The organism is Verminephrobacter eiseniae EF01-2 (assembly GCF_000015565.1).
Classification (GTDB): Bacteria; Pseudomonadota; Gammaproteobacteria; order Burkholderiales; family Burkholderiaceae_C; genus Acidovorax; species Acidovorax eiseniae.
Genome location: NC_008786.1, coordinates 3,475,456 through 3,500,254, shown reverse-complemented (window position 1 = coordinate 3,500,254; position 24,799 = coordinate 3,475,456). Strand labels below are relative to the sequence as shown.

General features: G+C 65.2%; 21 protein-coding genes and 2 pseudogenes. 9 read left to right on the top strand and 14 right to left on the bottom strand.

Going from position 1 to position 24,799, the window contains the following annotated elements; all coding sequences use genetic code 11:
- Window positions 1-54: 54 nt before the first annotated feature.
- A complete protein-coding gene (locus VEIS_RS15295; protein WP_011810872.1) occupies window positions 55-966 on the bottom strand; it encodes an SMP-30/gluconolactonase/LRE family protein in 912 nt (303 codons plus the stop codon).
- Window positions 967-1,099: 133 nt separating this feature from the next.
- Between VEIS_RS15295 and VEIS_RS15290 the strand changes: the two genes are divergently transcribed.
- The 7 genes from VEIS_RS15290 to VEIS_RS15260 all read left to right on the top strand — a co-directional run bounded on the left by VEIS_RS15290 (window position 1,100) and on the right by VEIS_RS15260 (window position 7,968).
- A complete protein-coding gene (locus VEIS_RS15290; protein ID WP_011810871.1) occupies window positions 1,100-1,918 on the top strand; it encodes a creatininase family protein in 819 nt (272 codons plus the stop codon).
- An 88-nt stretch (window positions 1,919-2,006) separates the two neighbouring features.
- Window positions 2,007-2,807 (top strand): ABC transporter ATP-binding protein, encoded by an 801-nt coding sequence (locus tag VEIS_RS15285; RefSeq protein WP_011810870.1) that lies wholly within the window; start codon window positions 2,007-2,009, stop codon window positions 2,805-2,807.
- Window positions 2,785-3,681, top strand: a complete 897-nt coding sequence (locus VEIS_RS15280; RefSeq protein ID WP_011810869.1) for an ABC transporter permease — start codon at window positions 2,785-2,787, stop codon at window positions 3,679-3,681. Before VEIS_RS15285 ends, VEIS_RS15280 begins: the two co-directional genes overlap by 23 nt.
- Window positions 3,671-5,044, top strand: coding sequence for an FAD-binding oxidoreductase (locus tag VEIS_RS15275; RefSeq protein WP_041950081.1), 1,374 nt, complete (start codon window positions 3,671-3,673; stop codon window positions 5,042-5,044). Before VEIS_RS15280 ends, VEIS_RS15275 begins: the two co-directional genes overlap by 11 nt.
- A 114-nt stretch (window positions 5,045-5,158) precedes the next feature.
- Entirely contained in the window at window positions 5,159-6,214 is a 1,056-nt protein-coding gene (locus VEIS_RS15270; protein ID WP_011810867.1) for an ABC transporter substrate-binding protein, read from the top strand.
- A gap of 176 nt (window positions 6,215-6,390) precedes the next feature.
- On the top strand, window positions 6,391-6,981 hold the full coding sequence (locus VEIS_RS15265; RefSeq protein ID WP_011810866.1) for an NAD(P)H-dependent oxidoreductase: 591 nt from the start codon (window positions 6,391-6,393) through the stop codon (window positions 6,979-6,981).
- Window positions 6,982-6,999: 18 nt separating this feature from the next.
- Window positions 7,000-7,968 carry a PDR/VanB family oxidoreductase gene (locus tag VEIS_RS15260; protein WP_011810865.1) on the top strand — a complete coding sequence of 323 codons (969 nt, stop codon included), beginning with the start codon at window positions 7,000-7,002 and terminating at the stop codon, window positions 7,966-7,968.
- Between the two features lie 104 nt (window positions 7,969-8,072).
- On the opposite strand, the gene VEIS_RS15255 is transcribed toward VEIS_RS15260, so the two are convergent.
- The 3 genes from VEIS_RS15255 to denD all read right to left on the bottom strand — a co-directional run bounded on the left by VEIS_RS15255 (window position 8,073) and on the right by denD (window position 10,850).
- Window positions 8,073-8,537: a RidA family protein gene (locus tag VEIS_RS15255; protein ID WP_011810864.1), complete on the bottom strand. Its 465-nt coding sequence runs from the start codon at window positions 8,535-8,537 to the stop codon at window positions 8,073-8,075.
- Window positions 8,534-9,730, bottom strand: coding sequence for an amidohydrolase family protein (locus VEIS_RS15250; protein ID WP_011810863.1), 1,197 nt, complete (start codon window positions 9,728-9,730; stop codon window positions 8,534-8,536). The genes VEIS_RS15255 and VEIS_RS15250 overlap by 4 nt, the downstream gene beginning before the upstream one ends.
- A gap of 109 nt (window positions 9,731-9,839) precedes the next feature.
- Complete coding sequence (gene denD / locus VEIS_RS15245; protein ID WP_041950080.1) at window positions 9,840-10,850, bottom strand: D-erythronate dehydrogenase; 1,011 nt, start codon at window positions 10,848-10,850, stop codon at window positions 9,840-9,842.
- Between the two features lie 313 nt (window positions 10,851-11,163).
- Here denD and VEIS_RS15240 point away from each other — a divergent pair, with 313 nt between their 5' ends.
- Window positions 11,164-12,639: an amidase gene (locus VEIS_RS15240; protein WP_011810861.1), complete on the top strand. Its 1,476-nt coding sequence runs from the start codon at window positions 11,164-11,166 to the stop codon at window positions 12,637-12,639.
- 229 nt (window positions 12,640-12,868) lie between these two features.
- On the top strand, window positions 12,869-14,239 hold the full coding sequence (locus tag VEIS_RS15235; protein WP_011810860.1) for an aspartate aminotransferase family protein: 1,371 nt from the start codon (window positions 12,869-12,871) through the stop codon (window positions 14,237-14,239).
- 171 nt (window positions 14,240-14,410) lie between these two features.
- On the opposite strand, the gene VEIS_RS15230 is transcribed toward VEIS_RS15235, so the two are convergent.
- From VEIS_RS15230 to VEIS_RS15190, 10 genes and pseudogenes are all read right to left on the bottom strand, one after another.
- Window positions 14,411-15,823: an IS1182-like element ISVei6 family transposase gene (locus tag VEIS_RS15230; protein ID WP_011810859.1), complete on the bottom strand. Its 1,413-nt coding sequence runs from the start codon at window positions 15,821-15,823 to the stop codon at window positions 14,411-14,413.
- A 118-nt stretch (window positions 15,824-15,941) separates the two neighbouring features.
- A pseudogene (locus VEIS_RS28860) lies at window positions 15,942-16,273 on the bottom strand (integrase core domain-containing protein); the annotation flags it as partial.
- Between the two features lie 99 nt (window positions 16,274-16,372).
- Window positions 16,373-16,480, bottom strand: a pseudogene (locus tag VEIS_RS28850) (hypothetical protein); the annotation flags it as partial.
- Complete coding sequence (locus VEIS_RS15220; RefSeq protein WP_011810857.1) at window positions 16,477-17,241, bottom strand: DUF1829 domain-containing protein; 765 nt, start codon at window positions 17,239-17,241, stop codon at window positions 16,477-16,479. The gene VEIS_RS15220 and the pseudogene VEIS_RS28850, both read right to left, overlap by 4 nt.
- Complete coding sequence (locus VEIS_RS15215) at window positions 17,238-17,681, bottom strand: DUF6978 family protein (protein ID WP_011810856.1); 444 nt, start codon at window positions 17,679-17,681, stop codon at window positions 17,238-17,240. Before VEIS_RS15215 ends, VEIS_RS15220 begins: the two co-directional genes overlap by 4 nt.
- 11 nt (window positions 17,682-17,692) lie before the next feature.
- Window positions 17,693-20,875: a type I restriction endonuclease subunit R gene (locus tag VEIS_RS15210; RefSeq protein ID WP_011810855.1), complete on the bottom strand. Its 3,183-nt coding sequence runs from the start codon at window positions 20,873-20,875 to the stop codon at window positions 17,693-17,695.
- The gene (locus VEIS_RS15205) at window positions 20,875-21,621 is read right to left on the bottom strand and encodes an abortive infection family protein (RefSeq protein ID WP_011810854.1); all 747 of its coding nucleotides are present in this window, start codon (window positions 21,619-21,621) and stop codon (window positions 20,875-20,877) included. The genes VEIS_RS15210 and VEIS_RS15205 overlap by 1 nt, the downstream gene beginning before the upstream one ends.
- Window positions 21,618-22,868 (bottom strand): restriction endonuclease subunit S, encoded by a 1,251-nt coding sequence (locus tag VEIS_RS15200; protein ID WP_011810853.1) that lies wholly within the window; start codon window positions 22,866-22,868, stop codon window positions 21,618-21,620. Before VEIS_RS15200 ends, VEIS_RS15205 begins: the two co-directional genes overlap by 4 nt.
- Window positions 22,858-24,414 (bottom strand): class I SAM-dependent DNA methyltransferase, encoded by a 1,557-nt coding sequence (locus tag VEIS_RS15195; protein ID WP_011810852.1) that lies wholly within the window; start codon window positions 24,412-24,414, stop codon window positions 22,858-22,860. Before VEIS_RS15195 ends, VEIS_RS15200 begins: the two co-directional genes overlap by 11 nt.
- A gap of 11 nt (window positions 24,415-24,425) precedes the next feature.
- Complete coding sequence (locus tag VEIS_RS15190; RefSeq protein WP_011810851.1) at window positions 24,426-24,764, bottom strand: HVO_A0114 family putative DNA-binding protein; 339 nt, start codon at window positions 24,762-24,764, stop codon at window positions 24,426-24,428.
- Window positions 24,765-24,799 lie beyond the last annotated feature (35 nt).

The window sequence follows — 24,799 nt, the reverse complement described above, 5'->3', positions numbered from 1 at the left end:
CATATGCATGGCATTCACGGCAACGCCGGCAGCCGCCGGTGGCCGTGGCCCGCGTCATTGCTGGAAGTTCAGCCGCAGCCCCGGCTCATGCCACTGCATGGCCCCCAGGCGTCCCTCGTGCGACAAGGTGACATAGGCCGTGCGCATGTCGGCGCCGCCAAAGCAGATGTTGGTCACTCCCAGATCCGGCATCGGGTGGCTTTGCACGCGCGCGCCCGTGGGGGCAATCTCGATGACGGCCCCGGCGTGCAAAGCGGCCACGCAGATATTGCCGCTGGCGCTCAGCGCCAGGCTATCGAACCGGGTATGGCCTCCGACGCCGGCGATCAGGGTTCCGCCCGCCGGTGAAGGCCAGGGGCGCTTGCGCACCTGGCCCGGCCCGGTGATCTCCCAGGCCCACAGGCGCGCGGTCTCCGTCTCTGCCACATACAGCGTCTTGCCGTCCGGCGACAGGCCGATGCCATTGGGCGTGAGCAGCGGCCCGATGACCTCGCGGATCTCGCTGCCATCGGCGCGCGCCCAGTACACGAAACCACGGTCCATGTCGCGCGCCCTGCGCTTGCCCAGATCGCTGAACCAGAATCCGCCGCTGGCGTCGAACACCAGGTCGTTCGGGCCTTTGAGCGGCTGCCCGCCGCATCGATCGTAGAGCCGCTCGACCCGGCCCGTGGCGAAGTCGAACACATCGATGCCGCCGCCGGCATAGTCGGGCGCCTGCAGGTGGGGCCGCAATGTGCCGCGCTCACGCACCCAGCCGAAGCCGCCGTTGTTGCACAGGTAGACCCGGCCGTCGGGGCCGATGGCGGCGCCATTGAATGCGCCCGGCGCATGGGCCAGTTCCTGCTTGCGCCCGTCAGGCTCGATGCGAACCAGGGTCGAACGCGCCAGTTCGACCAGCAGCACCGAGCCATCGGCCAGTGCGATCGGCCCTTCGGGAAATTCCAGTCCTGTCGCGATGATGTCCATGTCCTCGTCTCCGGTTTCGTTCGTCGGGATGTCGTGCGGCTCGTCGCAGCGCACGCCGCCGAGGATAATGCAGGCCATCGCCCACCGCCTGCCGTCATCCGTCGTCATCCGCCGTCACAAGGAGCGCCACGATATGCATCCACCGTTGCGCAGCCGTTTTTGGTCTGACCTGAGCAGCCAGGAGTTTTCCCGTCTCGACCGTGAGCGGCTGATTGCCGTGCTGCCGCTGGGCGCCATCGAGCAGCATGGGCCGCACCTGCCGATGTCCACCGACACCGCCACCATCGACGCCATGGTGCGCGCCAGTCTGGCGCATTTGCCCGATGCGCTGCCAGTGCTTTTTCTGCCCACCCTGGCCTACGGCAAGAGCAATGAGCATGCGCGCTATCCGGGCACGCTGACGCTTTCGGCAAGCACCTCGATCGCGCTGTGCAAAGAGATCGGCGCCTGTGTCGCCCGGGCCGGCGTGCGCAAGCTGGTGCTCTACAACAGCCATGGCGGCCAGATGAGCGTGATGGACATCGTGGCACGCGATTTGCGTCAAGAGCAGTCCATGATGGTGGTCGCTGCGAACTGGTTTACCTTGGGTCTGCCCGAGGGGTTGTTCGCTGCGCAGGAGCTTCGGCATGGCATCCACGCCGGCGCGCTGGAAAGCTCGGTGATGCTGCAGATCAGGCCCGGTGACGTGCACACCGGCGAGTTGCGCGATTTCGATTCGCTGGGCCAAACCCTGGCCGCGCAGGGCCAGTGGCTGGCCATCACCGGCGGCAACAAGCTCGGCTGGCAGATGCAAGACATCAACCCCGCAGGCGCTGCCGGCGATGCCACATGCGCCAGCGCCGAAAAGGGCGCGGCCGTGCTCGACCATGTGGGGCGCCGCTTGGCGGAGCTGTTGCACGAAGTCGATCGCTTCCCGCTCGAGCGGCTGGCCAACCTGCCGGCCTGGTCCTGAGCAGCGGGTTCAGACGGCCCATTCAAACCGCCCATTCAAACCGCGAATGCAGGAGGCTCACTTGGGCAACACACCGGCGATGGCGGCCATGGCCCATCCCGCGCCAGCGGCCACGGCCCGGCCGCTGGTCAGCCTGCGCCAGGTCGGCAAGCGTTTTGCCAATGGCACGCTGGCGTTGCAGGACATGACGCTGGACATCGGCGAGCATGACTTCATCAGCCTGCTGGGCCCCTCGGGCTGTGGCAAGAGCACGGCGCTGCGGCTGATGGCGGGCCTGGCCCGCAGCAGCGGCGGCACCATGCATTGGTCCGGCGCCGAGCAAACGCCCAGCGGGCGCGAACTGGGCTTTGTGTTCCAGGAGCCTACGCTGATGCCCTGGGCCAAGGTGTTCGACAATGTGCGGCTGCCGCTCAAGCTCGCCGGCATGCGCCGCGATGCGGCGGCGCCGGTGGTCCGGCAGGCGCTCGAAATGGTCGGCCTCTCGCGCTTTGCCGATGTGTACCCGCGCGAACTCTCCGGCGGCATGAAGATGCGCGTGTCGATCGCCCGCGCGCTGGTCACGCGCCCGCGCCTGCTGCTGATGGACGAGCCTTTTGCCGCGCTCGACGAGATGACGCGCATCAAGCTGAACAACGACCTGCTGGCGATCTGGCGCGAGCACCGTTTTTCGGTGGTGTTCGTCACGCACAGCGTCTACGAATCGGTGTACCTGTCGAACCGCATCGTGGTGATGGCGGCGCGCCCGGGCCGCGTAATCGACGAGTTGCATATCGACGAGCCTTATCCGCGCGGCGCCGACTGGCGCAGCGCGGCCCGCTACCACGCGCACTGCACGGCGGTGTCGCAATCCCTGCACGGAGCTTTGCATGGCCTGGGCATCGATCACTGAGCCGGCCGATCTGGCGGCTGCGGGGCCTGCCGGGGCCGCGCCGGGCGCGCATGAAGACCGGTTGCGCGCGCACCAGGAGCGGCAACGCCGGAGCGCAGCCATGCTGCGCCTGGTCGTGCCCGTGGTCATCGTGGCGTTGCTGCTGCTGCTGTGGGAATGGCTGGTGCGCGCCCACCGCATTCCGCACTACATCCTGCCCGCGCCGTCGCTGATCCTGCGCACGCTGTTTGAACATTGGGATTCGCTGTCGAGCGCGCTGTGGTTCACGGTCAGGCTCACGCTGCTGGCGCTGGCCGCCGCCATCGTCGGCGGCGTGCTGCTGGCGATTGCGTTCGCGTTGTTCAAGTGGGTGGAGATCGGCCTGTTCCCGATCGCGGTGATCCTGCAGGTGACGCCCATCATCGCCATCGCGCCGCTGATCCTGATCTATGTGCCGAACACCACGGCGGCCTTGCTGCTGTGCGCCTGGATCGTGGCCTTTTTTCCGATCCTGTCGAACACCGTGATCGGCCTGAAAAGCGCGGACCGCAATCTGCGCGACCTGTTCTGGCTCTACCGGGCCTCGCCGTGGCAGACCTTTCGCTACCTGCTCGCGCCGAGCGCGCTGCCGTACTTCATGGCGGGCCTGAAGATCGCCGGCGGCCTGAGCCTGATCGGCGCGGTGGTGGCCGAGTTCACCGCCGGCACGGCGGGCAAGGAAACGGGGCTGGCCTCGCGCATTCTCGAATCGAGCTTTCGCACCGAGATTCCGATGATGTTCGCGGCGCTGCTGCTGGTGTCGCTGCTGGGCATCGTGATCTTCGTCTTGTTCGCCGCGCTGTCGCGCCTGGTGCTCGGCCACTGGCATGAAAGCGAGATGCAGCATGAACGCTAAGCCCGGGGCCGTCGATTGGGACGCCGTGCGCGCCGATTTGCATGGCCTGCATCTGATCACCGCGCCGGGCCAGCGCAAGCAGTTGTCCAAAGATTTTTACTGGTACAGCCCGATCCTCAGCGCGCAACTCGATCACTGCGTGGCCGACCTCGTGGTCAAGGTCAGCACCGAGGACGATGTGCGCCAGGTGGCCGCCGTCGCCGCCCGGTGGCACTTGCCGCTGACCGTGCGCGCCGGCGGCACCGGCAACTATGGCCAGTGCGTGCCGCTCGAAGGCGGCATCGTCATGGACGTGACGCCAATGTGCCGCGTGCTCGACATACAGCCGGGGCGCATGCGCGTGGAGGCCGGCGCGCGCATGCACGACATCGAACTGGCCGCGCGCGAGACCGGGCAGGCGCTGCGCATGTGGCCCTCGACCTGGCAGGTGGCCTCGATCGGCGGCTTCATTGCCGGCGGTTTCGGCGGCATCGGCTCGTTTCGCCACGGCATCTTGCGCGACAGCGGCAACCTGCTGCGCGCGCGCATCATGACGCTGGAGCGCGCGCCGCGTGTCATCGAATTGCACGGCGACGAAATCCAGCAGGTGCACCATGCCTACGGTACCAACGGCGTGATCCTCGATGTCGAAGTGGCGCTCAGCCCGGCCGTCGAGTGGCTGCACTGCACGGCGCTCTTTCCGGGCTATCGCGGCGCGCTCGACTTCTGCATCGCCGCGCAGGCGCCGGCGCTGGACATCTTCCTGCTGTCCAGCGTCGAAGCGCGCTTTTCGCCCTGGTACCAGAGCCTGGGCGAGCGCTTTCCGGCCGACCGGCATGCGGTGTTCACGATGGTGGCGCCCGATTCGATGGCGCCATTTCGCGCGCTCGTCGCCGGGCATGGCGGCCGGATTTCGGTGGCCGGCACCGAGCCCGAACTGCGCGCCCAGGGTCTGCCGCCGGCCTACGAATGCGCGTTCAACCACACCACGCTGCAAGCGCTCAAGGCCGACCGCCGTTGGACTTACCTGCAAGTCGCCTACGCCGCGCCGTTCGAGCCGGCCGTGGTCGAGCGCCACCTGCGCCTGTTCGGCGGCGATGTGTTGCAGCACCAGGACTTTGCGCGCGTCGCCGGCCAATGCTGCGCCTTCGGCATCCTGCTGGTGCGCTGGAAGGGCCGGGAGCACCAGTACCAAGTGATGCGCGAAATCGAAGCGCAGGGCGGCTGCCGGATCTTCAACCCGCATGTCGTGACCATCGAGGACGGCGGCATGAAAACCATCGACGCGCAGCAAATCGAGTTCAAGCAACGCAGCGACCCGATGGGCTTGATGAACCCCGGCAAGACCCGGGGCTGGCGACCGGCGCTGGCCGCCCGGTGCTGAAAAAACGCCCGCCTGAGCGCCTGTCTGAACACCTGTCTGAACACCCACCCGAACGCCCGTTTTTACGCCCGGCATTTGACACAACTTCCACAGACTTCCACAGGAGCACGCCCCATGCATACCCCCGTTTTGCGCATCCGCCCGCTGGCCCTCGGCCTGGCGCTGACAGCCGCTGCCTTGGCCGCCTTGGCCATCTTCGCGGCCGGCGCCGCGCAGGCCCAGGAGAAAGTAGTGTTTGCCACCAACTGGAAGGCGGAGGCCGGCCATGGCGGCTTCTACCAGGCGCTGGCAGATGGCACCTACAAGAAGTACGGCCTGGATGTCGATATCCAGCAAGGCGGCCCGATGGTCAACAACCGCCCGATGCTGCCGGCCGGCAAGGTCGACTTCCTGATGGCCGGCAACCTGCTGCAATCGTTCGACAACGTGAAGAACGGCGTGCCCACCGTGGTGGTCGCGGCCTTCTTTCAGAAAGACCCGCAGGCCATGTTTGCGCACCCCGGCCAGGGCTATGACAGCCTCAAGGACATGGCCAAGGCGCCCGTGGCCTTCATCGGCAAAGACGGCCAGTTCAGCTTCTGGCAGTGGATGAAGTCCGAGCATGGCTTTACCGATGCGCAGCTCAAGCCCTACACCTTCAACGTCGCCCCCTTCCTGGCCGACAAGCGCTCGGTGCAGCAGGGCTACGCCATTTCCGAGCCGCTATCGATCAAGGAGCAGGCCGGCTTCGACCCGGTGGTGCAACTGCTGGCCGACAGCGGCTTTTCGACTTACTCCACCACCATCGAGACGCGCGCCGAACTGATCAAGAGCCGGCCCGAGACCGTGCGCAAGTTCATCGAAGCCTCGATCATCGGCTGGAACAACTACCTCTACGGCGACAACAAGGCCGCCAACGCGCTGATCGCCCGGATCAACCCCGACGCCTCGCCCGCTGCGCTGCAAGGCTCGATAGCGCTGATCAAAAAAATGGGCATCGTCGACAGTGGCGACTCGCTCACCCGCGGCATCGGCGCGATCGACGAGGCGCGCGTGAAGGACTTCTACGACAAGATGGTCAAGGCCGGCCTGTACAAGCCGGGCGAGGTCGATCTGGCCAAGGTCGTCACCACGCAGTTCGTCAACAAGGGCGTCGGCCTGGACCTGCGCAAGAAGTTCACCGGCCATTGATCCACCGGCCATTGAAATCGCAGGGCGCTGCCACGCATCGATTGATTGTTCCGTGGGTCGCGCGCGGCTTGCGCCGGGGTCAGATGCCGGCGCCTGGATTGCCATAAGGCTGCGCGCGGCCTTTGTTCCTTTGGGCTCTGACCCCGTATCGCCGACAGGCGAACCGGCCCTTTTCCATGAAAACGTTGATCGTCCATTGCCATCCGAACCCTGACAGCTTCAACCACGCGCTCTACCGCACCGCCCTGGAGGCGCTGCGGCCCCGGCACCCCGTCCGGGCCATCGACCTGTACGCCGAGGGGTTCGACCCGAGGCTGACACGCGAAGAGCGCATCGCCTACCTGGACCACCCCGAACTGATCCGCGAGCGCGTGCAAGCCCATGTCGAAGCGCTGCTCTGGGCCGAGCACCTGGTGTTCGTCTACCCCACCTGGCTCCATGGGCCGCCGGCCATGCTCAAGGGCTGGTTCGAGCGGGTGTGGCTGCCGGGCGTGGCGTTTTTGCCGGCGCAGCGCAAGGGCCGGCTGGTGCAGTCGGGGATGCGGCATATCCGGCGGCTCACCGTGGTCACCACCGGCGGCTCGCCGCGCTGGTTCGTGCTGGCCATCGGCGACCCGGGCCGGCGCCTGTTCACGCGCGCGCTGCGCGCGCTGTTCGCCTGGCGCTGCAAGGTGACCTGGCTGCAACTGCACGACATGAACGCAGTCACGGCGCATGACCGCAACCACTTCATCGAGCACGTTGCGCGCAAGCTGCAAAGCCTCTGACCAGCAAGCGCCCACACCATGAACCCGCAACGCAGGCTGACCGTGCGCGTCGCACGCATCTGGCGGCAGACGCCGCATATCCTGGCCTTCGAGCTGACCCACCCCTGGGGCCGGCCGCTGCCGGGCTACGAGGCCGGCGCGCATATCGATGTGCACATGCCCGGCGGCTTTTCGCGCCAGTATTCGTTGGCGCTGGCGCCGCCGGCAGCAGCGCCGGTCATGTCGTATCTGATCGGCGTCAAGCGCGAGGCCGCGAGCCGTGGCGGCTCGGCCTCGATGCACGAGCGTGTGCGCACGGGCGACCTGCTGGCCGTCAGCGCGCCGCGCAACACCTTCCCGCTGTGCCCGCAGGCCGCGCAGCACCTGCTGCTGGCCGGCGGCATCGGCATCACGCCGCTGCTGGCCATGGCGCAGGCGCTGGCGGCGCGCGGCGCAAACTTCAGGCTGTGCGTGTTTGCGCGCAGCCGGGAGCATCTGGCCTTTGCCGACGCGCTGCGCGCGCCGGCGCTGGCGCCACGGCTGCGCCTGCACCTGGACCAGGGCGAGGCCGCCGAACGCATCGACCTGCACGCGCTGCTGGCCGAGCGCGCGCCGGGCGCGCAGTTGTACCTGTGCGGCCCCGGCGGCTTCATGCAGGCGGTGCGCGACGCGGCCCGGCACTGGCCCGAGGACGCGCTGCACGCCGAATACTTCGCGGCACCGGCCGATGCCGACCAGAGCGCCGGCCAGCCCTTCACGCTGCGGCTCGCGCAGCGCGGCATCAGCGTGCCGGTGGCGGCCGACCAGAGCGCCGTCGATGCGCTGCGCCAGGTCGGCATCGACATCCCGGTGTCGTGCCAGCAGGGTCTGTGCGGCAGTTGCGTGGTTCCAGGCGATGGCGCAGGCGCCGAGCACCACGACTTTTGCCTCACGGCCAGCGAGCGCCAAACCAGGCTGGCCCTGTGCTGCGCACGCGCCAAGGGCCAGGAACTGGTGCTGCAACTGTGATGGCCTGATGCGCTTGGGCTTGCCCCTCCTTGCCCCAAAGGGGCAAGCCCGCGCCGTGGGTCTCATGCACATTGGCACGGCGGGGCAGCGCCAATGCGCCGGCATCAGACGGCGCGTTCGGGCAGGTACAGCGTGGCCTCGACCTCCAGCAGCACCTCGTCGCCCGGCAGCAGGCGCGCTACCTCCAGCACCGTGCTGACCGGCGGCGCGCCCGGATAGAACAGGCCGCGCACGCGGTTGTAGAAGGCGTAGTGCGGCAGGTGGCGAAAGTACTGCACCAGTTTCACCACATCGTCCATCGTGCCGCCATGCTCGACCGCGATCTGGCGGATGCGTTCGAGCACGAACCAGCTTTGGGCCACGATGGCGGCCTCGAACCTGTCGACCGACATCTGGCCGGTCACGTAGCCCACGCCTTGCAGCGCCGTGCGGGCGGCCTCGGGCAGGTCGTCGTAATCGGCCACTGCGCGGCGCCTGGACGGATCGACCGCCACCACGCCGCTCGTGAATACGAAGTCGCCCACACGCCTGGCGGCGGCGTAGTGGGCCATTGGCTTGCCCATGCTCATGGTGTTGGCTCCAGAATCTGCCCGGCGCGAATCACGCTGCGCCGGCGCCCGCGCGCACCGATCAGCTCATGCTCGGCGCTGGCCTCCAGCAGCACCAGGTCGGCGGGGCAGCCCGGGGCGATGCGGCCATCCCATGCCAGTCCAAGCGCCTTGGCCGGACTGATGGTGATGGCATCGAGCCATTCGATCGCGGGCGCCAGGTGCGCCAATTGCACGCCCAGGCCAAAAGTCTCCAGCAGGTCGTAGCTGCCGTAGGGGTAGAAAGCGTCCTGCACATTGTCCGTGGCCAGACTGGCGCGCAAGCCCCGTGCCGCCGCCTCGCGGATGCGCGTGATGCCACGCGGCACCGGCGTGCGCTCCCAGGCGCCTTGCAGATACAGATTGGTGGTCGGCAAGGCGACGATGTGGATGCCGGCCTGGGCGCACAGCACCAGCGTGGCATCGGCCACGGCCTCGTCCTGTAGCGCCAGCGAACAGCAATGGCCGCAGACCACGCCCTGCCGGAAATGGCGCGCGTGCACCAGCTCGGCAATGCTGCGCAGCCCGCAGGCGTCGGGGTCGAGCCCCTCGTCGACATGCAAGTCCAGCCCCAGCCCATGCTGCTGCGCCAGGTCGAACAAGCGGCCGAGCTTGCCGGCGATGCCGTGGTTGCGGTAGACGAAAGCGCCCAGCACGCCAGCGGCGCGCCTGACTTCGCGCGCAATGCGCGCGCCGGCGGCCAGGTCGGTGAACAGGTCCAGCGGCGTGAGGGAGACGAATTGCAGTTCGATGCGCCCGCGCCATTCGTCGCGCAGCGCCTCGAACAGCGCCAGCGCGGCCGGCGGCTCGGGCTGCACCCAGTCGATATGCGTGCGCAGCGCGCGCGTGCCCGACCGCCAGGCCTCGTGCAGCGCGCGCTCCATGCGCTGGCGCAGCGCCGCAGCGCTCCAGCCGGCGCGGTGTTGGTCCATCCGCTCGATGGCCGCAAACAGATTGCCCTGCGCCGCGCCCACCTCCTGCACCGTGTAGTTCTTGTCGATATGCGCATGCGCCTCGACCAGCGCGCTCAGCAGTATGCCGCGCGCCGGCGCCTGCACGGCGCTCGGCTCGATGGTTGCCACCTTGTCGCCGCGCAGCGTGATGTCGAACACCTGCGCAGCGCCCGCCGCGAAACCGCGCAGCGCGGCCGGGATATGCAGCCCGTGGAGCTTCATCGGGGTTTCATTCGGGCGTCGAGCCAGGCATCCACCGGGTATCCGCCGGCGCAGCGCAAGGGCGCCATGCCGCGGCCCGCGCCAGCAACGCACAACGCACACAGCGGGGTCATTGCCTTGGCCATTGGTGCGCCTGCGGGTTCTCGCGCAGGTAGCTGCGCAAGATGGCGTCAAAGCTCGGGTCGGCGCTCAGGCCCAAGGACTGAGCGCGCGCGGCGTGGATGCGGCTGGGCCAACTGGTAACGATCTTGGCGATCTGCGCATCGGGCTCCCAGTCGATCAGCGCGCTGGTGGCGCGGCCCGCGACATGTTCGAGCGCCTGCGCCATCTCGCGCACGGTGGTGGTGAGCGCGGGCAGGTTGACGGCGGTGCGCACGCGCCATTCGGCGGCGCTGGCGCTGGCCGCACGGATGATGCCGGCGACGGTGTTGCCGGGCGAGGCGAGCGCGACCGGCGTCTCGGGGGCCACCGGGCAGCGCGCGCGCTCGCCGGCCAAAGGCTCGCGCAACATGCCGCTGAGGAACCCCGAGGCCGCGCCGTTCGGACGGCCCGGCCGCACCGACACCGTCATCAGCCGCACACTGCGGCCCTGCACAAAGCCCTTGCGGCTGAAGTCGGCCACCAACTGCTCGCCGATGAACTTCTGGATGCCATAGCTGCTTTGCGGCGTCGGCAGCGTGCTGTCCTCGATCACTGCCGGCAGCGGTTGCTCGGGCGAGCCGCCAAAGACCGCGACCGAGCTGGAAAACACGAACACCGGCGCATGGCCCGCATGGCGGCAGGCTTGCAGCAACATGCGCGTGGCATTGAGGTTGCTGCGCATGCCGAGGTCGAAGTCGGCCTCGCACTCGCCGCTCACCGCTGCGGCCAGGTGGAACAAGGCGTCGGCGCGCGCCAGCGGCAGTGCACCGTTGTCCACCTGCTCGCACAGATCGCCCGGCACGAACTGCACGCGGGCGTCGGCTTGCAGGTCGGCCGGCGGCGGCACGCGGTCGGCCAACGTGATGCGCGCGATGGCCCGGGCCGGTGCTCCGGCCAGTGCCAGCGGGCCGCCGGCCAGCAGCGTGCGCGCCAGCCGCACGCCGAGAAAGCCGCAGCCGCCGGTGATGAGGATGTGCATGGGGTGCTCTCTTTTTCCGGGAAATGGTGCTGTTGTATCCGATTCATGGCGGCAGGCCATGGCCAAAGTCAAACAAATAGTCAAACAAATTCTTGCGCCGCTCGGGCCTGGCCACGGCAAAACCCGCAGCGCCGATGGCGACAATCAAGCGTTCGCCCGCAGGGGTTCGAGGGCTTCACACTGAGGGCTTCACACTGAAATTCTTGGGGCCAAGAATGCATGAAAATGCAACGAGGAATGTATTTCCCTTTGGCAGATGACGGCACCATCCCGGGCGCCGGTCCGACAGACTTTTCCTGGAGGCTTGGATTCGATGAGTGATCCCGCGCAAAAATCCATGGGTGGCATCCCCCCGATCGCCGACGCGCCAGCCTTGTGCCAATTGGGCGTCGCCGAACTGCGCTCGCTGTACCGTCGCGGCGAGCTTTCTCCGGTGCAGGTGACCCGGGAAGTCTTGCAGCATGTCGACCGCGTGCAGGAACGGTTCAACGCCTTCAGCTTCACGGACCATGAAAGGGCCTTGGACATGGCCAGGGCATCCGAAGCCCGTTGGCGCAAGGGTTCGCCGGCCTCGCCTGTCGATGGCGTGCCGACCACCATCAAAGATTTGCTCTGGGTTGCCGGCAGCGTCGTCCGCTATGGCAGCCTGGGCACGGACGCCAAGCCCTGTGCGGAGGATGCGCCAAGTGTCGCCCGGCTGCGCGCGGGTGGCGCCATTTTCGTGGGCATCACCACCTCACCGGAACTGGGCTGGAAGGCGGTGACCGATAGCAACGCCTTTGGCATCACGCGCAATCCCTGGGCGCCGGCAATGACATGCGGAGGCTCGTCGGGCGGCGCCGCCGTGGCGGCGGCCACCGGAGCGGGCGTCTTGCACCTGGGCACCGATGGGGGCGGCTCGATCCGCATCCCGGCCTCGTTTTGCGGCATCGTCGGACTCAAGCCGACCTTTGGAACCGTCCCGGCCTACCCTGCCAGCGCGTTTGGCACGGTGGCGCATATCGGTCCCATGGCCCGCAGCGTCGACGATGCGGCCGCCATGCTGCGCGCCATGTCGGGCCGCGATCTGAGGGACTGGGCACAGGGCTGGATGCACGCTGCGCCACAGCCATTGCATGACGGTGAACTGGCCAAGGCGCGCATAGGCTATTGGACGACCCCGCCTTCAGGCGCGCTGTGCCCCGAAGTCGGGGCGGCGGTGGAGTTTGCGGTCAGCCAGTTGCGTGCTGCCGGGGCCCGCGTGGAGCGCGTCGACCTGCCCGGCAAAGACTTGCATCGCATGTTCCAGGCGCATTGGTTTGCGAGCGCGGCCCATCGCTTGGCGGGCATTTCTGCCGCCGAGCAATCCGGCATGGACGCAGGCTTGCGGCAAGTCGCCAGCGCTGGCGCCCGGATCTCCGCGCCCGACCTGGTGGCGCAGCAGATAGGGCGGGCCCATTTCGCTGCGGCCATGGACCGGCTGCTCACCGAGTTTGATTTTCTGGTGTCGCCGGCAGCATCCATCCTGCCCTTCAGCGCCGGCCTGGAGGTTCCGCAAGGCAGCGGCCTGTCGCGCTGGACCGAGTGGGCAGGGTTCAGCTACCCGATCAATTTGAGCCAGCAGCCGGCCTGCGTGCTGCCCTGCGCGCGGCGACCCATGGACGCTCCGGCCCACGCCCTGCCGATCGGACTGCAAATCATCGGCGCACGCGGCGCCGACTACCGCGTTCTGTCCATCGCCCGGGAAATCGAGCGCTTGGGCCTTGAACAGCTTTTCGCCCAATCACATTCCCGAGAGGTTCCCCGATGATCCATCGACGTTCCGTTCCGGGTTCGACATTGGCAGCCGGCCAGCGCCATGCCGGTGGTGTCGATGCCCAAGGGCTTGCTCGGGCGTTTGCAAGACCCGGGAGACGGGGCCAGCCACCGGCGCGCTGACAAAGCCGCCCTGGCACAGACCGCTGGCACATACATTGCGGCGGCATGCCCCGGCCCCGGCCATCGGGCCTGTTTCCATTTCACTTTGAATCGAGATCGATATGACAAAAGACCCTCGCCCCGGTGCCGATCAGCATGATGTTCGCCACATGCTGTACCCCTTTGCCAACCCGTCGCACCTGTCGAGACATCCCCCCTTGGTGATCGAGCGCGGCGCAGGCGTTTACGTCTATGACGGCAACGGCAAGCGCTACCTGGATGGGCAGGGCGGCCTGTGGAATGTCAATGTCGGCCATGGCCGCGAGGAGATCAAAGAGGCGATTCGCGCGCAGTTGGATCGCATCAGTTTCTACTCGATCTTTGGCGGCACCAGCAACCGGCCGGCGATCGAGTTGGCGGATGTCCTGTGCCGCTGGACGGCCCAAGAGGGGATGGCACGGGTCTTCTTTTCGTCTGGGGGTTCGGAAGCCAACGAGGCCGCCTACAAACTGGCGCGCCAGTACTGGCGTCAAGTCGGCCAGCCCATGCGGCACAAGATCATCTCGCTCAAGCGGGCCTACCATGGGGTCACCCTGGGCGCCTTGTCGGCCAATGGCATCACGCCCTACCGCGCGCCGTTCGAGCCTTTGCTGGCAGGCTTCATCCAGGTTGAAACGCCCCATGTCTACCGCAACCCCTTCACCACGGACCCGCAGGCGCTGGGGCGATTGTGTGCGCAGTTGCTGGAGCGCGAAATCGAGTTCCAGGGCCCCGACTCCGTCGCCGCCTTCGTTGCCGAACCGGTCCAGGGAGCCGGCGGCGTGATCGTGCCGCCGGCCAACTTCTGGCCACTGGTGCGCGAAGTCTGCGATCGCCATCGGGTGCTGCTGATTGCCGACGAAGTGGTGACCGGTTTTGGCCGCATCGGCTCGGAAATGGGCAGTCGGCTCTGGGGTGTGAAGCCCGACATGATGGTGTTTGCCAAAGGCATCAACAGCGGCTACATCCCCCTGGGGGCCACGATGGCCAATGCCCGTGTGTGCGACGCCTTCGTGACCACAGACGAGGCATTGTTCAGCAGCAACGCCTTCCTTCATGGCAACACCTACGCAGGGCATCCGCTGGCTTGCGTCGCAGCCATCGCGAATCTGGAGATCATCGAAAAGGAAAAGCTGCACCTGAACGCAGGCAAGGTGGGTGCCTATTTGATGGAACGCCTGCAGTCCATCCAGGACAAGCACCGCTACATCGGCGATGTGCGCGGCCAGGGCCTGATGATTGGCGTCGAGTTGGTCGCAGACAAGAAGACCCGGGCGCCGTTGGACTTGTCCCTGAATGTCGGCGCACGCATCTCGGACGCCTGCCGGGAGGCGGGTGTTTTGCTGCGCAACCTGGCCGACACCTTCATCATTTCACCTCCCTTGACCTTTACCCATGCCAACGCTGATGAAATGGTGGATGCGATCGACGACGCGATGAGCCAACTCGACTGAGAGTCTGAGAGTTTTTCGATTTTCAGAAGGTGGACGGCTGCCCTACGCCAGCCATGGCGGCGGGTTCGCGGCGCGAGTGAGGTAGCCACAGTGCGGCGGGTACGTTGGCTTTGAGCGTTGCAGGTCGCTCACCATGGCCTTGCGGCGCATTGATCCTGGCGCGCAGGGCCCTCAAGTCAGCGCTGCCGCACCTGCGCACGCACCTGTGCCCCAGCCGATGAGCTGCGGCGCCAGCGCCACCGTCCTCATCAGGTTGTGTGCCAGGGCATACCACCAGGCAATGCACTTGACCTTGGCCAGTCCGCGCACGGGCATGCGCAGCAGGCCGCGGTTGCGCGCCTGCGCGTTCACGCATTCGGCCGTGGCCGCCCGATCCTTGTAGATCTCGCGGGCCTCATCGGTGCTCATGCGCTGGCGCCACTGCGCCACGGCTGTGCTGTCGCCGGCCTTGGGTTGGAACTGGCTGCCCGGTGCGGGCGGCTGCTGCTCGTCGTCCTGGCCTTGGCTCTTTCCCTTGGGTGCCCTGGCTTGGGGCACCGGCGCATAGACCTCGGTCTTGTCGGCCACCGCGTCCAGTTGGCCGTGCGCTGGCAAGCCGCCGTCGACCAGCCATTGTTCGGCCGCCTTGCCCACGCGCTGGTGCACTTGTTGGACCATGGGCGCCAACTGGGCCATGTCGCTGCCGGCGGTGACGGTGTCCACGCCCACGATCACCTGGCTGGCGCAGTCGGTGGCCAGTTGCACGTTGTAGGCCGGGCGCCAGCCGCCGTCGGCCATCTTCATGTTGCTGGCATCGGCATCTGTCGTGCTGGCACGCGCCTTGTCGATCGGCTGGCCATTGCGCTGCTTGATTGCCTCCAACTCGGGCAGCCGCGCCAGTGCCGCGGCCAGTTGCTGCTCGCGCAGCTCGGCTGCCCGCAGCCTGGCCGCCTGTGCCCGTCGCTCGGCCTGCCCCGGGTTCTCGCGGGCTTGCTCCTTGAGCGAGTGCACCATCTCGGTGGCCTTGGCATGGTGCTCCTTGAGCGTGCCCTTGCGCCGAAACGAGGCCGCCCCGGCGCTGGCGCGTACCCGCATGCCGTCTTGCGCCACACGCACCAGCCGGATCACCCCGACGGCAGCCAGCGCGGCCACGTTGTGGCTGAGCAGGCGGTCCATCAGCGCCTCGTTGCCCACCCGAAAGTCATTGAGCGCGTGGTAGTTCACCGACACACCACCACAGATCCAGCGGTACGCGTCGTGGCTTTGGCTCAACCGGGCGACCTCGCGCCCGCTGCCGACGCCATCCAGCGTGGCGTACAGCCACAGCGAGAACAGGATGCGTGGATCAATGGCCCGGCGCCCAGGCGCCGAACCTCGGGCCCGGATGGCATCGAACAGCACGCTCAGATCCTGCTGCTCCACGTAGCGCCACACCAGTCGGGCCCGATGGTCTGCAGGCAGCAGCGAATCCAGGTCGGATGCGCGCAGCTCCACTTGCAAACGGTTGGGCTCCTGCACGCGTGCCGGGGCACTGGCTGGCGGTGCGCTACAAGGGTGCATTGGCGCGCCAGCACTCGCTGCTGGCACATCCATGCCTTCGAACATGGCCTGATCCTGGGGCATCGCGGAGCGCTGGCTTGACGTCATACCTTGCCCAAGCCAGTCTCGGGCCACTTCCCAACGGTCAGCGGGGAAAAACTCTCAAGCTCTGAGGCGCGGAACTTCAAGCCGGGCCTGCATCCCGGTGGTGGACGGACGCCGGTTTGATTCCGTCTTTGTCAATTGAATAGCTGTCGCATCCCGGACGATCATATGGCCTCTTGTGAAACAGATGCGGGTGCTGCTGATGCCACTCTTTCATGGCCTGCATAGGCGTCTTGCTGCCCAGCGCTGACTGCGGCAGTTGGTGGTTGTACAAGGCCACATAGCGCGCAAGGTCTGCTCCATGTCCTCGCGGCTGTCGAACCTGTGGGTCTTCAGGACATCCGCTATGCGACCATTGAACCTCTCGACCATGCCGTTGGTTCTCGGCGTCCTGGGCTTGGTCAGCCGATGCAAGAGTGGCATCAGCAGCACCCGCATCTGTTTCACAAGAGGCCATATGATCGTCCGGGATGCGACAACTACATAACGCGGGTCTTGCTTGGGCGAATTCTTGGAGTACAGGCCATTGCGCAAAATCCACGGCAGGTTGTCGCGGTGGACAATGCGCCAGATCAGCGCCTTTTCCGGGTTGAGATTGGAATAGCGGGCCGTGTTCATGCCGCCAGTCGCTCTCTAAATTCTTCACGCTTGCTCCACGCAATCGGCACGATGTCGTAGCTGCGCAAGGCATCCGGCACAGCATCGCCAATCTGCCGGTCACGGTCGTTCAGGATGGCGAATGCTTGCGAATCCGAAGGACGCACTTCTTTGGTGTCCAGCCACGCGAAAGCAGTGCTTTGGGCGGTATCCTTGTTCGGGTTGTTGATGACGCGAAGAATTCGCTCCGGCGCACGCTTGGACTTTGGCACCACGAAATCAAACTGGTGGTTGTAGTGGCTGCGCCCGACGAAGTTCACGCGCAAGGTGTAGCGCACGTCGGCATCGTCCAGCCACAGAGCCACATCCTCGAAGAAGAAGCTCTCGACGTTGGCGCGCGCCACGTAGAACAGGTCGTTGACCGCGAGAATGGCTTGCAACAAGCTGTGTTTGCGCAGTGGAAAATTCTCCTCGGTCGCCTTGGTCTCCAAGGCGCCGAAAGTAGTCTGTTGTACGCCGAAGCCGTTGAGCGCCGTCGCCAACAATGCTTTGCGGCGCGGCGTATCGATCTCGCACCCGGACTGGGCCAGATCGGCCAGCGTGTAGCCGTCGTCGGTCAGCACCCATTCGCCGTCCTGCCGCTTCAGGTAAATCTGGATGCAATCATTGTGTCGATCCAGATACGGCGTGGTGATTTCCACCCAGTCGTTGATCTCCCGCCAGTTGGTCTTGGCCTTAAGCCAGTCGTAATAGCGGCTGATCAGACCATCGGTCGTGCTCATGCGAACAGCCCTCGCACGATATTCGGATTCTCAACCACGCCGCAGTACCTCATGAAATCGTGCAGCACTTGCCACGCATCAGCCGGATTGCTCAGGATGCCATCGGGAACCGCAAACGCCCACTTGTCGCCGTAGCCTTCGCGGTACAGATGCAAGTGCGGTACGCCCACTTCGCTGCCATCCGGATTGCGATGAGGTGCGGCGAAATCAAGACGCGCCAGCACGACAACCTTCCGGGCACGGGTCTGATAGCCTGTGGTCAGCGCAATACGCTTGCGGTTGATGTCCAGTGAGAACTTCTCGCGCTCGTCACGCGATACCAACGGCACCTCGATACGCCCGCCGAAGCCGAGAAAGTGGAAAGTGTCCGCCGACGCAGGAACCTTCTCCATGCGCAGCAAGGTATCGGCATCGGATTGTGTGAGAGCGTCGTCGGCCATGAGCGGAACCCCTAAATCCATCCAGCCGAGAGCGCCTCGGCCTGCTGCAGCACGGTCTGCACCGCCGCATCCTGCAAATCCGGCGGATAACCGTATTTGCGCAGAATGCGCTTGACCAGCACCCGCATCCGGGCGCGCGCCGAATCGCGATGCGCCCAATCCACGGACACGTTCCCTTTCAGGCTGCCCAGCAATTCGTGGGCAATGACCTTGAGCTTGTCGTCGCCCATTGCCTGCACCGCACTTTCGTTTTCGGCCAGCGCGTCGTAGAAGGCGATTTCCTCATCGGACAGGCCCGCTTCTTCGCCACGCTGCCGCGCCGCGCGGATGTCCTTCGCCAACTGAATCAGTTCCTGCAACACTTCGGCGGTGGTGATGGCATTGGCGTGGTAGCGCGCCACGGCATCTTCCAGCCGCTCCGAGAACGCGCGTGTCTGCACGATGTTGGCCTTGCTGCGCGAGCGGATGCCGTCGTTGATGAGCTTGCGCAAGGCTTCCAGCGCAAGGTTCTTCTTCTGCATCTGCTGCACTTCGGCGAGGAACTCGTCGGACAGGATGGAGAGGTCCGGGCTTTGGATGCCCGCCGCCTTGAGGATGTCCACGATCTCGGTCGAAATCACTGCGCGGCTGACGATCTGCTGGATAGCGAAGTCGCGCTCCTGCGAGGTGACGCCCGAGCCTGTCGCCGACTTCACCAGCGCCGCACGGATGGCCTGGAAGAAGCCAATCTCCTCGCGGATGCCGCGCGCCTCGTCCGAAGCCGACGCCAGCGAGTACGCCTTCGACAAGGCCAGCACCGCATCCTGATAGCGGCGCTGGGCGTTCTTCTTGCCTTCATCCGTGGTTTCCGCAGCCGTCCATTGCTGCTGCTTGTCGAGTATCCACTCGATGGCACCAGCCATCATCGCCAGCCGCTGCTGCGGCGTGCCGTTCAAGGCGGTGGCGTAGTCGAAGCCGTGGTACATGTCGCGCACTACTTCGTACTTCTCCTGCATCACCGCCACGGCCTGCGCTTCGTCCACACCGGTGTTGGCTCGGTCACCCGCCGAATACTGCGCCAGCGCGGATTTCAGGCTTTGCGCGATGCCGATGTAGTCCACGATCAACCCAGCAGGCTTGTCGAGGAACACGCGGTTCACGCGCGCGATGGCCTGCATCAGCCCGTGACCCTGCATCGGTTTATCGACATACATCGTGTGCATGCACGGCGCGTCAAAGCCGGTCAGCCACATATCACGCACGATGACCAGTTTCAGCGGGTCTTTCGCGTCACGCGCACGCTTGGCCAGCAGATCGCGCCGCGCCTTGTTGCCGATGTGCTGCTGCCAAGCGGGTGGGTCGCTGGCCGCACCGGTCATCACGATTTTCACCGCGCCTGCGGCATCGTCCGTGCTGTGCCAGTCCGGGCGCAGCTTGATGATTTCATCGTATAGCGCTACGGCGATACGGCGGCTCATGCACACCACCATGGCCTTGCCGTCCAGCGCGGTCAGCCTGTCCTCGAAATGCGCCACCAAATCCTGCGCCACCAGCGCGAGGCGTTTGTCACTGCCGACCAGTTTTTCGACCGTTGCCCATTTCGCCTTCAGCTTTTCCTGCTCGGTGACGGCCTCGTCCTCGGTCAACGCCTCGACTTCGGCGTTGAGCTTGGGCTTTTCGTCCTCGTCGAGTTCGATGCGCGCCAGCCTCGATTCGTAGTAGATCGGCACGGTCGCGCCGTCTTCCACCGCGCGGCTGATGTCGTACACGTCGATGTAGTTGCCGAACACCGCCAGGGTGTTCACGTCCGTCGCCTCGATGGGCGTGCCCGTAAAGCCGATGAACGAGGCATTGGGCAGCGCATCGCGCAGGTATTTGGCGAAGCCGTAGCTCACCTCGCCAGTCTTGGCATCCACCTTCGCGCGGAAACCGTATTGCGAACGGTGTGCTTCGTCGGCGATGACGACCACATTGCGCCGCGTGGTCAGCGGCTCGGCTACCTCGCCAAACTTCTGCAAGGTAGTGAAGATCACGCCGCCGGAAGCGCGCGCCAGCAGTTGTTGCAAATGCTCGCGGCCTTCGGCCTGCACCGGTTTCTGCCGGATCAGGTCGCGGCACATCGAGAAGGTGGAGAACAACTGGTCGTCCAGATCGTTGCGGTCGGTCAGCACGACGAGCGTCGGGTTCTCCATCGCCGGGTGCTGCACCAGCCGCCCGGCGTAAAAGGCCATCAGCAGGCTTTTGCCGGAGCCTTGCGTGTGCCAGATCACGCCCGCGCGCCGGTCGCCACGGGCTTGCATCGCCACGCTGGGCAGGCCATACGAGGCCGGTTCCTCGCGCACGCCCTGCCATTGGCTTGATGCGCGAATGGTGGATTCGACGGCACGATTGACCGCGTGGAACTGGTGATAGCCCGCCACGATCTTCGTAAGACCCGAGCCGGTCTCGCCGAATACGGTGAAATACCGTAGCAGGTCGAGGAAGCGTTGCGGCGCGAACACGCCCTCGATCAGCGTTGCCAACTCCGGCGAACCCTTGGGCGCAATCGCGCTGCCATCCGTGGTGCGCCACGGCATGAAGCGTTCCAGATCGGCGGACAGCGACCCCACGCGCGCGGCAATGCCGTCCGAAGTGACCAGCAGCGCATTGGTGTGAAACAGCGCCGGAATCTGCTGCTTGTAAGTCTGCAACTGGTTGAACGCGCCCGCCAGATGCGCGCCCGCGCTGCCCGGCGCTTTGAGTTCGATGACCGCCAGCGGCAGGCCGTTGACGAACAGCACCACATCCGGCCTGCGGTTGACTTGGCCGTTGATGACCACGAACTGCTGCACGGCCAACCAGTCGTTGTTTTCCGGTGTATCGAAATCCAGCAACCGAACCTTGCCCGCCGTCAGTACACCATCGTCGCCGTAGTATTCAACGTCCACGCCCTCGGTCAGCAGGGTGTGGATGCGACGATTTTCTTCCAGCAGGGCGGGGAATTCCGATTGAGTCAGTTTGCGAATGGCATCTGCCCGCGCTTCCGGCGGCAAAGCGGGATTGAGCCGCAGCACAGCGGTTTCCAGCCGCTTATGCAGCACGACGACATCGTGGCTTTCGCGTTCCGGCGCGTTGCCGTCCGGACCAATGACATCGTCGGATGCGATGGAGTAGCCTAGTCTGCGCAACTGCGTCAGCAGGGCTTGCTCAATGTCGGCTTCGGCCAAAAACGCCATCAGGCTTCTCCTTGCTCTTCGTCTCGCTCCGCTGCCGGAACAGGCGCGCCACGCGCGGCGTTCAGGGCTTCGATGTAGGCGTCCCGGTCAAGTTGGTAGAGCAAACGGCTGACGGGGACGTTGAGAGAAAGGTAATCGCTGCCGGGCAGTAGAACCCGAAGCTCGGGGTTGCCATCGTCGTCCGTCACCAATTCCAAGCCGACATTGGCATCAATCAGTTGATTGAACGCCTCGAACCGTTCCCACGGCTCACGCGAAGTGATCGGATCGCGCTGCGCCTCCAGATAGGCTTGATGCAGAAATGTCACCAGCGCATCCGCCGACAAAACTGCCGAGCGCCGATGATGGACGGACAGCTTGGCGAGGAATCCGTCCCGTCCGTGGCTGACCGGGCCGGATTCGTTCCGCAGGTCGCCCAGAGCCGTTGTCAGCTTGTGGTGCTGCGACACCAGCTTGAGGAATTTGGTGTTCTGGTTTTCGCCCAGTTTGAGCACGCGCACCGCCGCACTGACCCATGCGCTAAAACTCGGCGTCGCTTCCGTCAGCCTGACGGGCTGGGCGGGCGAATCCAGTTCATCCACGATGATGCGGCAGAACACTTCGACGATGGACTTCGCACAGTCGATGCACGCATCGTTGTCCTGCTCCAAGGTGCGCTCCAGCGCCTCGAAGGTCTGCTGCAACATCGGCGCGTCGCGCCAATGCACGCAGGCTTCGCGGATGCCGGGGCACCAGTCCAGGCTCATTGCGCCACCCGAAGTTGGCCGGAGATAAGGCGCGGCAGAAGCGCGTCGCGCAGGGCGGCGAGGATGGCAGCTTGCTGTCCGTTGATGCGGATGCGTTCGAGCAGCGGGTTCGCAATTTCGGCAAACCCGGCGATAACTTCATCGGGCGGCAGGCAAGTCGTGACCTGCTTGAAGCTGTCACGTGTGATGGTGTCGAACACCGCACCGTGGGCGATGCGTTGCAGATGCTCGACGAAGCGCAGCGTTGAGAAATAGACGAAGGCTTCGCCGCTTTGCTGCCTGGGACGCAGCGCGTAGCACGACTGATTCATCGCCATCGGCACGCCGGTCATCGCCACCTTTCCCACTGTGCCACGTGCCGAAATGATGGTGGTCATTTCCGGCAGCAGCTTGGCCGAGCAGTTTTGCAAGCCGAGCGCGGTGATTTTCTTTTCGGTATCCAGCACGAACACTTGGCCACTGCCGGGTGCGTCCACAACGGAAAACCACGGCACATCGCCGCTCCAGTAGTCAGCGATGGAGGTTTTCGGTGTGCCGCCACCGAGGATTTCGATGGCCTCGTCAAAGGAGCCAATCCGCCACCCCTTCGGAATCAAGCCCAGTTCCGATTCCCGCATATCCGTGGCGGAAACGCCGTCAAAGTCCACGAACCAAGACTTGAATAGCGCGGCAGCGATGGCTTCCAGCGTGGCGTTGGTCTGGCGTAGATTGTCGATGCGGTCGTCGAGTGAGCCGAGTGTTTCGGCAATGGCGCGTTGTTCTTCGAGCGGCGGGAGCTTGAACGAAAAGCTCTCGATTCGTGACGGCGATGTGTGCTTGACCGTTGTGCCTGATGCAGAACCGACAACCCATGCGCGGTATTCGTGTGTTCGCATCAGGTAGTGCAGCCAATCTTTGCAAGCGCGCTGCTTGTCCGTGACTTGCAGCAAGCCGATTCGCTGGTTGTGCCAGTAAGTCACGCCGGGTACGCTTGGAACCTTTGCCGCATAACCAAGCGTGTCGGATGCCTTGCTCAAGTCCGTCATCGTGACGACAACTTCACCTTCCGTCAGCGCATAGTCATCAGGTAGCGGCCCGGCGTAATACTTAGGCTTGCCAATCTGGAAGCCGCCGCCGATCGCAAAGTTTCCGGGCGTGACCAAGACATTCGGCGTCACTTCATCCGTGAAAAACTCGCCCTTGAAAGCGAAGCCGTGCTTTATCTTGGCAACATCGCCAATCGTCGCAGTCGCCCACTCAGACGCCATAACCAAGCGCCCCCAGTTTCTCGCAGATGACGGCATCCAGTTCCGCGCCGCGCTTCGTCTTTTCAAACAACTGCGTGGTCAGCCGCTGCATCTTGTCTGCGAATGCCTCGCCGTCATCTTCTTGCGCTTCCGCGCCGACGTAGCGTCCCGGCGTGAGAACGTGATCGTGCTTACGGATCGCGTCGAGCGTGGCAGATTTGCAGAAGCCCGGAATATCCGAATATTCGCCCGCGTCGGCTTCGCCGCGCCATGCGTGGTAGGTGGCGGCGATCCTGCCAATTTCCTCGTTGGTCAGTTCGCGCCGCGTGCGATCCACCAGCACGCCCATCTTGCGCGCGTCGATGAACAGCACTTCACCGCGCCGGTCGCGCAGCTTGGTTTTCTTCACCAGCCCATTGCTGCGGTCTTTCGACAGAATCCACAGGCAGGCCGGAATCTGCGTGGAATAGAACAACTGGCCAGGCAGCGCGACCATGCAGTCCACGACGTTCGCCTCGATCATCGCCTTGCGGATGTCGCCTTCGCCGCTCTGCTGCGAACTCATCGAACCGTTTGCCAACACCACGCCCGCAAAGCCGTGCGGGCTGAGGTGGTGAAAAATGTGCTGCAACCACGCATAGTTGGCATTGCCTGCGGGCGGTGCGCCGAAAGCCCAGCGCACGTCCTCGCGCAGGCGTCCCCCGCCCCAGTCGGAAATGTTGAACGGCGGGTTGGCGAGGATGAAATCGGCCTTGAGGTCGCGCAGTTCGTCCTTGTGGAAACTGCCTTCGTTGTTCCACTTGATGTCGCTGTCAATGCCGCGCACGGCCAAGTTCATCTTCGCCAGGCGCCACGTCGTGTAGTTGCTTTCCTGCCCGTAGATGGCGATGTCGCCGATGCGCCCGCCGTGTTCGGCGACGAATTTCTCGCTTTGCACGAACATGCCGCCGCTGCCGCAGCAGGGGTCATAGACGCGCCCGGTGTAGGGTTCCAGCATTTCCACCAGCGTGCGCACCACGGAGCGCGGCGTGTAGAACTCGCCGCCGCGCTTGCCTTCCGCGCCGGCGAACTGGCCGAGGAAGTATTCATAGACGCGGCCCAGCACGTCCTTGGACTTGTCGTTGCCTTCGTTCAGCGCGATGCCGGAAATCAGGTCGATCAACTCGCCCAGCATCACCTTGTTGAGTGCCGGGCGGGCGTAGTCCTTGGGTAGCACGCCTTTCAGGGATTCGTTGTCCCTCTCGATGGCGCGCATCGCATCGTCGATCAGTGTGCCGATGCTGCTCTGCTTGGCATTGGCTTGCAGATGCGACCAGCGTGCTTCCCTGGGTACCCAGAAGATGTTGTCGGCGAGGTATTCGTCCTTGTCCTCGGCGGCAGCGGCGTCTTCGGCCAGCAGTTGCGCGTGGCGCGCCTCGAAAGCATCGGAGATGTACTTCAGGAAGATCAGGCCCAGCGCGACGTGCTTGTAGTCGCTGGGTTCCATGTTGCCGCGCAGTTTGTCGGCGGTCTTGAACAGTTCCGCTTCGAAGCCCAGGTTGCCGCCGTTGTTGTCGTTCTGTGCCATCGTGTTTTGTCCTATTCGCGTGCCGGGTCGTTCAGCACTACCAGAAATTCGGTTGCCAACGCCACCGGCTCCACGCCGTACCCGTCGCGCTTGAGCTTGACCAGACCATAGCCTTCCATCATCCGCAGTGAGCGCGACAGGTTGGGCACGCGCCGCCCAGTCAGCTCGGCCAGCGCCGTCAGCGACTTGGGCCGCCGGTCGCGGATCAAGCGCAGCAGTGCCCGGTTGTTCTCGGACAGCACCGCCGCCAGCGTGGGCATCGAGGGAAACCAGACGGACGGCTGCCCATGCCCAGCGGCAGGACGGCTCCGATCTTCGGGACGGCGGATGCCGACAATGCAACGCTTCATCTTCGATGGACTGGCGAAAGAAGGATGACTATCAG

What these genes read in the sequence shown, in the direction of transcription:
- VEIS_RS15295 (WP_011810872.1), bottom strand. Translation starts at nt 966, where the DNA reads ATGGACATCATCGCGACAGGACTGGAATTTCCCGAAGGGCCGATCGCA.
- VEIS_RS15290 (WP_011810871.1), top strand. Translation starts at nt 1,100, where the DNA reads ATGCATCCACCGTTGCGCAGCCGTTTTTGGTCTGACCTGAGCAGCCAG.
- VEIS_RS15285 (WP_011810870.1), top strand. Translation starts at nt 2,007, where the DNA reads ATGGCCCATCCCGCGCCAGCGGCCACGGCCCGGCCGCTGGTCAGCCTG.
- VEIS_RS15280 (WP_011810869.1), top strand. Translation starts at nt 2,785, where the DNA reads ATGGCCTGGGCATCGATCACTGAGCCGGCCGATCTGGCGGCTGCGGGG.
- VEIS_RS15275 (WP_041950081.1), top strand. Translation starts at nt 3,671, where the DNA reads ATGAACGCTAAGCCCGGGGCCGTCGATTGGGACGCCGTGCGCGCCGAT.
- VEIS_RS15270 (WP_011810867.1), top strand. Translation starts at nt 5,159, where the DNA reads ATGCATACCCCCGTTTTGCGCATCCGCCCGCTGGCCCTCGGCCTGGCG.
- VEIS_RS15265 (WP_011810866.1), top strand. Translation starts at nt 6,391, where the DNA reads ATGAAAACGTTGATCGTCCATTGCCATCCGAACCCTGACAGCTTCAAC.
- VEIS_RS15260 (WP_011810865.1), top strand. Translation starts at nt 7,000, where the DNA reads ATGAACCCGCAACGCAGGCTGACCGTGCGCGTCGCACGCATCTGGCGG.
- VEIS_RS15255 (WP_011810864.1), bottom strand. Translation starts at nt 8,537, where the DNA reads ATGAGCATGGGCAAGCCAATGGCCCACTACGCCGCCGCCAGGCGTGTG.
- VEIS_RS15250 (WP_011810863.1), bottom strand. Translation starts at nt 9,730, where the DNA reads ATGAAGCTCCACGGGCTGCATATCCCGGCCGCGCTGCGCGGTTTCGCG.
- denD (WP_041950080.1), bottom strand. Translation starts at nt 10,850, where the DNA reads ATGCACATCCTCATCACCGGCGGCTGCGGCTTTCTCGGCGTGCGGCTG.
- VEIS_RS15240 (WP_011810861.1), top strand. Translation starts at nt 11,164, where the DNA reads ATGAGTGATCCCGCGCAAAAATCCATGGGTGGCATCCCCCCGATCGCC.
- VEIS_RS15235 (WP_011810860.1), top strand. Translation starts at nt 12,869, where the DNA reads ATGACAAAAGACCCTCGCCCCGGTGCCGATCAGCATGATGTTCGCCAC.
- VEIS_RS15230 (WP_011810859.1), bottom strand. Translation starts at nt 15,823, where the DNA reads ATGTTCGAAGGCATGGATGTGCCAGCAGCGAGTGCTGGCGCGCCAATG.
- VEIS_RS15220 (WP_011810857.1), bottom strand. Translation starts at nt 17,241, where the DNA reads ATGAGCACGACCGATGGTCTGATCAGCCGCTATTACGACTGGCTTAAG.
- VEIS_RS15215 (WP_011810856.1), bottom strand. Translation starts at nt 17,681, where the DNA reads ATGGCCGACGACGCTCTCACACAATCCGATGCCGATACCTTGCTGCGC.
- VEIS_RS15210 (WP_011810855.1), bottom strand. Translation starts at nt 20,875, where the DNA reads ATGGCGTTTTTGGCCGAAGCCGACATTGAGCAAGCCCTGCTGACGCAG.
- VEIS_RS15205 (WP_011810854.1), bottom strand. Translation starts at nt 21,621, where the DNA reads ATGAGCCTGGACTGGTGCCCCGGCATCCGCGAAGCCTGCGTGCATTGG.
- VEIS_RS15200 (WP_011810853.1), bottom strand. Translation starts at nt 22,868, where the DNA reads ATGGCGTCTGAGTGGGCGACTGCGACGATTGGCGATGTTGCCAAGATA.
- VEIS_RS15195 (WP_011810852.1), bottom strand. Translation starts at nt 24,414, where the DNA reads ATGGCACAGAACGACAACAACGGCGGCAACCTGGGCTTCGAAGCGGAA.
- VEIS_RS15190 (WP_011810851.1), bottom strand. Translation starts at nt 24,764, where the DNA reads ATGAAGCGTTGCATTGTCGGCATCCGCCGTCCCGAAGATCGGAGCCGT.